This window comes from Micromonospora sp. NPDC047644, from assembly GCF_040704315.1.
Taxonomy (GTDB): Bacteria; Actinomycetota; Actinomycetes; order Mycobacteriales; family Micromonosporaceae; genus Micromonospora.
Window position 1 is genome coordinate 209,303 of record NZ_JBEYSY010000012.1, and the last position, 7,827, is coordinate 217,129.

The 7,827-nt window shown below is 73.3% G+C and carries 7 protein-coding genes and 1 pseudogene; 4 read left to right on the plus strand and 4 right to left on the minus strand.

Annotation, left to right across the window (positions count from 1 at the left end):
- Positions 1-12: 12 nt before the first annotated feature.
- The 3 genes from AB0877_RS21290 to AB0877_RS21300 all read right to left on the minus strand — a co-directional run bounded on the left by AB0877_RS21290 (position 13) and on the right by AB0877_RS21300 (position 2,901).
- Positions 13-534 (minus strand): GNAT family N-acetyltransferase, encoded by a 522-nt coding sequence (locus AB0877_RS21290; RefSeq protein WP_366610865.1) that lies wholly within the window; start codon positions 532-534, stop codon positions 13-15.
- Complete coding sequence (locus tag AB0877_RS21295) at positions 531-821, minus strand: DUF1778 domain-containing protein (protein WP_366610867.1); 291 nt, start codon at positions 819-821, stop codon at positions 531-533. The genes AB0877_RS21290 and AB0877_RS21295 overlap by 4 nt, the downstream gene beginning before the upstream one ends.
- A gap of 109 nt (positions 822-930) precedes the next feature.
- Positions 931-2,901 carry an NAD-binding protein gene (locus tag AB0877_RS21300; protein ID WP_366610869.1) on the minus strand — a complete coding sequence of 657 codons (1,971 nt, stop codon included), beginning with the start codon at positions 2,899-2,901 and terminating at the stop codon, positions 931-933.
- 95 nt (positions 2,902-2,996) lie between these two features.
- On the opposite strand from AB0877_RS21300, the gene AB0877_RS21305 reads away from it, so the two are divergent.
- The 4 genes from AB0877_RS21305 to AB0877_RS21320 all read left to right on the plus strand — a co-directional run bounded on the left by AB0877_RS21305 (position 2,997) and on the right by AB0877_RS21320 (position 6,996).
- Positions 2,997-3,485, plus strand: a complete 489-nt coding sequence (locus tag AB0877_RS21305) for an MSMEG_6728 family protein (RefSeq protein WP_366610870.1) — start codon at positions 2,997-2,999, stop codon at positions 3,483-3,485.
- A 24-nt stretch (positions 3,486-3,509) separates the two neighbouring features.
- Positions 3,510-5,063: an FAD-dependent oxidoreductase gene (locus AB0877_RS21310; protein WP_366610872.1), complete on the plus strand. Its 1,554-nt coding sequence runs from the start codon at positions 3,510-3,512 to the stop codon at positions 5,061-5,063.
- A 67-nt stretch (positions 5,064-5,130) separates the two neighbouring features.
- Positions 5,131-6,339 carry a hypothetical protein gene (locus tag AB0877_RS21315; protein WP_366610873.1) on the plus strand — a complete coding sequence of 403 codons (1,209 nt, stop codon included), beginning with the start codon at positions 5,131-5,133 and terminating at the stop codon, positions 6,337-6,339.
- A gap of 213 nt (positions 6,340-6,552) precedes the next feature.
- Positions 6,553-6,996: an HNH endonuclease gene (locus tag AB0877_RS21320; protein WP_366610874.1), complete on the plus strand. Its 444-nt coding sequence runs from the start codon at positions 6,553-6,555 to the stop codon at positions 6,994-6,996.
- Between the two features lie 70 nt (positions 6,997-7,066).
- Here the strand turns inward: AB0877_RS21320 and AB0877_RS21325 are convergent.
- Positions 7,067-7,827: pseudogene (locus AB0877_RS21325) on the minus strand (hypothetical protein); the annotation flags it as partial.

Consider the following 7,827-nt stretch of genomic DNA (forward strand, 5'->3'; position numbering starts at 1 on the left):
CCGGCTGACCGATCAGCCGCTGAGCGCGCGGCGAAGATCCTTCATCAGCAGCAACAGGTGCATGGGGTCGGTAGGGCTGGCCTCGAACTTCGCCAGACCCTGGTAGAAGTCGCGGGCGGCTTCCGTTTCGCAGTGAATGAGCACCGCGCGTACGCCGATGACTTCCGAGGCGGAGGCTATCCGCCGTAGTGCGTCGACCACCAGGGCTCGGCCCAGCCCGACGCCCTGGGCGCTGCGGTCGACCCCGAGCCGAGTGAGGATCACGACCGGTTGGTGGTAGCGGCCCGCCCCCTGCTGTAGGCGGGGCGAGGCATCGGCGGGGGCGACGCTGCCGGCAGCCAGGGCGTAGTAGCCGGCCACTCGCTGATCGGGGTGCTCGTTGTCCCGCACCACGTACACCCGGGACGAACCCGCCCGGTGGGCTTGTAGGGCATGCTCGGTCAGCCACACCGATTGCGCGCGGGAGCCGCAGTCGAACCCGGTCACCGCGCACTCGGCCGACAGCGGCTCGACCGCGGAGAAGCGGGAACTCACCGTGGCGCACCATCAGTCGGCGGGTCGAGCACCGTCGAACCGGTCAACAGTTCCCGCAGCCCGCCAACGTCCTGTGCCGGCCCCTGCAACGCCTCGTCGAAAACCCGCCAGGCGTCCTCGTCCAGCAGGAACGCCCGCCGGTCGGCGAGCACATCCGCCGCGGCCTCGGTCGCCGCCTTCAACACGAACGTCGAGACGCTGTCCCCGGCGGCTTGACTGGCCGCTTCCAGCAACGCCTTCTGCTGCTCATCTATCCGCAGGTGCAGCCGCTCTGCCTTCGCACTCACCCCCCAAGTGTACGCACAACGTACGCCACCGCAACTACAACCGCGCAGCTGCGGAGACCGCTCTCCCTGGCGGCGGCACCTCGCCGACGGCGAGGATCACCTCAGCAGCTCAGCCCACCTCGGAGATCCCGTCGTGCCGGCGGGTCGGCTCATGTTCGTCAGCTTGACTGCCGTTGGTCGCCGAGGGCGCATCTCCGCCGGGAGAAGCGGGATGCGCCGCGCCGGCCCCCGAGCCCGTCTGGCCCGGCACCGAGGGGGACGCCGCCGCTGGGGTGGGCAGCCCGCCGTGCACCACCCCGCCCGGCCTGGGCACCTGGACCGGGTGGGCGGGCGGGGCGCACTGCCGGGTCAGCCAGTCCAGCCCGCGCCGCCGGGCGACGACGGTCAGCCGGTCACCGGCGAAGATCACCTGACGGGGGTCGAGGTCCTTCCACCAGATGGTCCTGGCACCGCCCGCCGGGGTACGGGCGATCAACCGGACCTGCCCGTCCCGGTTGACCGCGTCCAGCGGTCGACCGTCCAACTCGGAGCCGGCCGCGACCGGCACCTCGGCGACCGGGAGCGCGTGCCGGTCGACCGGGATGGTGCTGATCACGGCGCGTTCGGTGAGCGCCCCGATGAAGGCCGGGGCGGCCAGGTAGGAGACCGAGCGGGACACCCCGAGCGCGAAGGTCTCCTCCACCCGTTCGGCGAAGTCACCGTCGAAGAGCCGCAGCACCACGCGCAGGTCGGCGCGGAGGTCGCGGGCGGCGAGGGCCGCCTCCAGGTTGGCCACGTCGTCGGTGGACGCCACCACCAGCGCCTGACAGTCGGCCACCGAGGCGGCGACGAGTGTCTCCGGCAACGCGGCGTCGCCGACGATCAGCGGCACCTCCAGTTGGCGGGCCAGGGCGGCACCGCGCGGCTCCGGATCCTTGTCGATCGCCACCACCTCGACGTCGTACTCACGGAGCTGCGCCATCACCCGGGTGCCGACGTTGCCCAGGCCGATCACCACCACGTGCCCCACCCGCGCGGGTTGCAGGCGGCCGGTGTGCAGGGCCAGCCGGGCGTTGACGATGCCGTCCACCACTACGGCGGTGATCAGTGGGATCAGCGCCAACCCGGCCAGGTTGAGCACCACCTGCATGATCTGGGCGTCCGCCGCCTTGGTGGTGTCCGGGTCGGCGCCACTGAGCGTGGTGACCAGCGTCAGATACAGCGCCTCCAGCGGAGAGACGTCCTCGGCCCGGGAGATCAGCGCACCCAGCACCGCGATCAGCGCGAGCACCACCATCACCGCGATGCCGATCTTGCGGGTGGCGAAGCCGCGTACCGCTCCCACCACCACCGCGACCGGACGACGCCGCCGACGTGCCCGGACCAACCGGCGGGCGGCGACCTCGGTGCCCGGCGGCTGCCCGGTCGCCTCGGCGAGCACCAGGTCGGCGCCGGCCTGCTCGGCCGGTAGCAGCTCCACCCCCTGCGCCTCGCTGAGGTGCGCCAACGCACAGACCACGTCCTGCGGTCGAACGTCGGCCCGCCGCGCCACCCGCAGCGTCTTGTCCCGGTGCTGGAAGGAACTCGGGTCGACCTCGTTGAGCGCGGCGGCCACGAAGGCCGGCGCGGCCATCTCGGCGTCGGAGAGCACCTCGACCGGGGCCTTGAGCAGCTTGCGTACGCCGCCGGCGAGGGTGCCGTTGAACATCCGCAGCACCTGGCGGACCCGCTGGTCGACAGCCTGGGCGCAGAGCGCGGCGTGCAGGTTGCCCACGTCGTCCTGGTGCAACAGGGCCAGCCCGGTCGCGCCGGCCAGACCGGCGGTCTCGAAGGTGGCCACGTCCAGCCGGTCCGAGCGGACCACCCGGACCCCGCGCAGCCCGGCCACGTCCGGCCCGTTGCTGCGGTAGCGCTCCGGCACCACGACTGTCACCCGGGCCCCACCGACCGGCAGCTCGGATTCGAGCATCGCCCGGGCCACGTAGTAGGCGAGCGCGTCCCTGCCACAGATCACGTAGTGCGGGCGCGGATCACCGACGGACCGCAGTCGCCAGTTCCACTCGACCGCCCGTCGCGCCCGGTCCCGCCACGGCTCCGCCATGCCCGGATCGTAATCAGCACGGCCACGGTGGGCGACCCCGTCCGGATCATCCCCGGCCCAGGTATGTCCGTCCCGGCGACGGGTAGAGCAGCGACATGCAGACGTTCCTCCCGTACCCGGGCTTCCTGGCCAGCGCCCGCACGCTGGACCAGAAGCGGCTCGGCAAGCAGCGGGTGGAGGCCATCCAGGTGCTGCGCGGGCTCACCCGACCCGGGTACGGCTGGCGCAACCACCCGGCCGTGAAGATGTGGGCCGGGTACGAGGAGGCGCTCGTCCGCTACGGGCTGGACATGTGCGCGGTCTGGACCGAACCGGGGCGGGCCGACACCTGCGCCACCACGATGACCGTCGACCTCGCTGACGCCTGCGGGTCCGGCGTCGTACGCACCCAGGACGAGCTGGCCCGAGCGGGTGAGCTGCCACCGTGGCTGGGCCGCGACGACCTGCACCTCAGTCACCGCTCGTCGCTGCTGCGCAAGGACCCGGCGCACTACCGCCCGCTGTTCGGCGACGCCGTGCCGGAGGACCTGGAGTACGTCTGGCCGGCCTCCGACCGCCCCCGCCGCTGCTTACCAGCCGACTGAGCCGAGGTGGGGCAGACTGGGCCCATGGCGCTGTCGCAAGTGGTAGGTCGGCTGATCGGCGTACGGCAGCACCAGGTGGACCCGGGCGGTGGTGGCGCCGACCGGGTGCCGCGGCCGACCACGGCGCTCGTGGTGGGTGGCGGTATCGCCGGGATGTCGGCGGCGGTGGTGTTGGCCGAGCGGGGTGTGGCGGTCACGGTGCTGGAGGCGGCACCGACGCTCGGCGGTCGACTGGGTGCCTGGCCGGAGGCGCTCGCCGACGGCAGCCAGCAGAACGAGCACGGCTTCCACGCGTTCTTCCGGCAGTACTACAACTGGCGGTCCATCCTCCGCCGGATCGACAGTGACCTGGGTTTTCTCAAGCCCATTCCGGGCTATCCAATTCTCAGCGAGCAGTGGCCGACCGAGGAGTTCGGCAGGTTGCCGCCCGCGCCACCGGCGAACCTGCTGGCGCTGCTGCTGCGCAGCCCCAGCCTGCGCCTGGCCGACCTGCGGGTGATGGACCGCGACGCGGCGCTGCCGCTGCTCAGCTACGACCCGGTGCGCACCTACGCCGACCTGGACGACACCACGGCCGACGAGTTGCTGGCGTCGCTGCGGCTGCCGGACCGGGCGCGGGCGATGCTGTTCGAGGTCTTCTCGCACTCGTTCTTCAACCACGAGGCGGAGATGTCGGCCGCCGAGATGGTCGCCCAGTTCCACTTCTATCTGCTCGGCAACCCGGAGGGGCTGGCCTTCGACTGCCCCGACGAGGACTACGCCACGGCGATCTGGGAGCCGCTGACCCGGCACGTGGAGAAGCACGGTGGCCGGGTGCTGACCGGCTGCGCCGCCACCGGGGTGCACCGCGACGCCGAGGGGTGGCGGGTATCGACCACCGACGGCGGCAGCCATCCGGCGGGTCACGTCGTGCTCGCCGTCGACCCGCCGGCGCTCGCCGCGCTGGTGGCGGCCTCCCCGGACCTGGCCGAGCAGGCACCCGAGCTGGCGGCACGGATGCCGGCCTTCGGCACCCCCGGCCCGCCGTACGCGGTGGCGCGGTACTGGTGTGACGGGGACGTGGCCGCCGAGCGGGCGGTGTTCAGCGGGGTCTCCCGCCAGCCCACTCTGGACTCGGTGACGCTCTACCACCGGCTGGAGAACGAGTCGCGGCGCTGGGCGCAGCAGACCGGCGGCTCGGTCGTCGAGCTGCACGCGTACGCCTGCGAGCCCGGCGTGCCGGCTGAGGAGCTGGCCGAGCGGATGCGCCGCGAGCTGGTCGCGCTCTGGCCGGAGGCCGGCGACCTGCGGGTCCGCGAGCTGCGGGCCCGGGTGGAGGCGCAGGCGCCGGCTTTCACGCCGGGCAGCCACGCCTGGCGACCGGGGGTACGCACCGAGGCGACCGGCCTCTACCTGGCCGGCGACGGCATCGCCACGGACTTCCCGAGCGCGTTGATGGAACGCTCGGCCGCGACCGGGATCATCGCCGCGAACCACATCCTGCGGGCCGAGGGGGGTGCGACCGAGCCGGTGCGTTCGATCCGACCGCGCGGGCTGTTGGCCGGTCGCGCCGGGCCAAATCGACAAAACCCCACATAAGCCACAGTACGCTGCCGTACGCTCGAAAGATCAACCGTCGATCGGCCGGGCGGGAGGGCAGCGGGAGATGTCACCACTGCACCGCGCCGACGCGGGGTCCGGCTCGTCGACGGACGAGATTGGCCCTGACGACGCGTACCCGCTGATCCGCGATGAGCGCGCCTGCATCGTCACCGCGCTCCGGCTGGGCTGGTGGATGGCGGACGCCTACCACCACGGCCAGCACGCGGAGCCCAGCGCCTTCGCCGAGACCCGCCCCGCCGTACCGCCGGCCAAACTCTCCAACCTCACCGAGATGTCCGCCCACCGTCGGATGCGGATGTACCTCGACGGGGTGGACGTCGCTCTGGCCCAGATCGCCGACCTCACCCGGCACACCGGGCCGGCGCCCGACACGTCGGCCGCCCGGGCCCTGCTCCCCGACCCGGGCCAGCCCGACCTCGCCGACCCGGTGCCGCTGCTGCTCGCCCTCGACGACCTCAACGTGGAGGTGCTGCGCTGGGCGATGGCCGCCAACCACCGGGTCGGGCTGGCCTACCGACTGGGCCGGTCAGTGGCCGACACCGTCCGAGCTGGCGACGTCACGCAGTTGCTACGGCAGTTCGGCGGCCGGCAGGTCCAGATCAGCCGGTGGCTGGACGAGTTGGCCAGCGTGCTGCCGCCGTACTCGGCCGCTGTGGTGCGCCGCTCGCTGGCCGCCTGGGCGAGCGCTGTCGACCGCGCCGGTCACGGGGACCCGACCGAGCCGACGCCGGCCACCCTGAGTCGGGCGCTGCGCGGCCAGGGCGACCTCTGGCGCGACGTGCTCACCGGCGGCCTGCACCCGCGCGACCTGCTCGACGAGGAGGACTACGCGGTCATCGCCCGGAACCTGATCATCCGGGACCGGCGACTGGTGGCGCAGGCGGCCCGAGGCATCTTCTGGCCGGTGCTCGTACCCCTGCTGCTCGTGCTCTTCGCGGTCGTCGGGGTGAGTGCCGCAGCGGCGGCCGGCTCACCGACCACCCGGGCCACCGTCGCGCTGGTGGGCCTCGGCGCCGGGCTGGCCGCGATCTGGCGGTCGGTCTCCGGGCCCGCGCTGTCCGTCGCCGCTGAGGTCAACCGGCCGCTGCTGGACAGTGAACTCACCGCACGGATGGCGCTGCGGCTGAACCGACCGCTGACCACCGCCCAGGTCTCCGCCAGAGCAGTTCCCCGCACCCGCCGCCAGCGGCGTCCCGACGGGGCCGGCCGATCGAAATACGTTGCCCGTGTCTCCCGGGTCGACCTACCGTGAGCGCGCAAGGTCAACCACCACCGCGGGAGCAGCTCATGACGATGTGGCACATCAGCATCGTGCTGCCGACGCTGCCCGGCGACGGTTGCCGAGCGGAAGGTCCCTGGGCGGACCGGCCCGACTGACGCGTGTCCTTACGCGCTGAGCCGCCCCGCCCCCACAGCCGGACCGGGCGGCTTCTTGCTGTCCGCCACCAATTGGAAAGGAGTCCCGGTGGATGCCGTCCTCGTCATCAACGCCGACCTCGGCCCGCTGCACCGGGTCACCGTCCAACATGCCGTCCGCATGCTCTGCCGTCGGGTGGCCGAGATCCACGAGGCCGAGCCGGACCGGGTGATCGGGGTCTTCCCGATGCCCCGGGTGGTGCGGCTGGTCCGCTTCGTCGTCACCCGGTGGAGGTTCACCTCCGGGCCGGCCTGGTCGCGGGCCGGTGTGCTGCGCCGCGACGACAGGTGCTGCGCATACTGCGGCGGCCCGGCCTCCACCATCGACCACATCCTGCCCCGCTCGCGCGGCGGCCGGAACACCTGGCGAAACACCACCGCCGCCTGCTACGCCTGCAACCAGCGCAAGGGGGGCCGCACGCCGGCCGAGGCGGGCATGCCGCTGCGCCGGGAGCCGGTGAAACCGGGCTGGGCGGTGCTGGCCGGGCGGTGACGGACCGGCCGGCGGGAACGGGGGGCCGCGTTCCGGGTACGACCCGGGCGCGGCACCCGCCGGCCCCCGATCAGGCGGCGCGTTCCTTGACCTTCGGCTTCAACTGGCCGCTGGGGCACTGAACCCGGATCTCGCTGCGGTGCTCCGGGGAGACCAGCTCGACCACGATCTGCTTGGCCGGCCCCGGGTCGTACCCCTCGGCCCGGAAACCGGGTGCGACCACCACGGTGAGCACCTCGACCGACTTCCCCACGCAACGCGCGGTGACCGTCCCGCCGCGCGCGTCGACCGGTACGCCGACGCCAGGTGTCGGGGTCGGCGCGGGCGGGGTCGGGGGCGGTCCCGCGGTGGTGGCCGTCGGGCCCGGGACCGCTGGCACGCCCGGACCGACCGGAGGGCTGGTCCGGGTAGCGGACGCGCTTCTCCTGGCCGGCGGTACGACGGACGGTTCGGCATGGGCCGCTTCGGTCGGGTCCTCGGCGCGGGGCATCCCCACCGTGGTGGTGCCGGGGCCGCTGCCGGTCGGCGCGGCGATCTGTCCCTGTCGATTACTGAAGTCACCGAGCGACCCGGCGAGCGCCACGGCGGCGATCACAGCTCCGCCGACCGTCAGAATGGCTCGCCGCCGACGCCACGGCCCGCGCCTCATCCGCCCCGCCGAATCGCCCGTCGTTCCGGCACCCGCCGGCCTGGCGCTGGCCGACCCGGTGCCGGCCGGCTCGGGAGTGCCGGCCTGCTCGGGAGTGCCGGCCTGCTCGGGAGTGCCGGCCTGCTCGGGAGTGCCGGCCTGCTCGGGAGTGCCGGCCTGCTCGGGAGTGCCGGCCTGCTCGG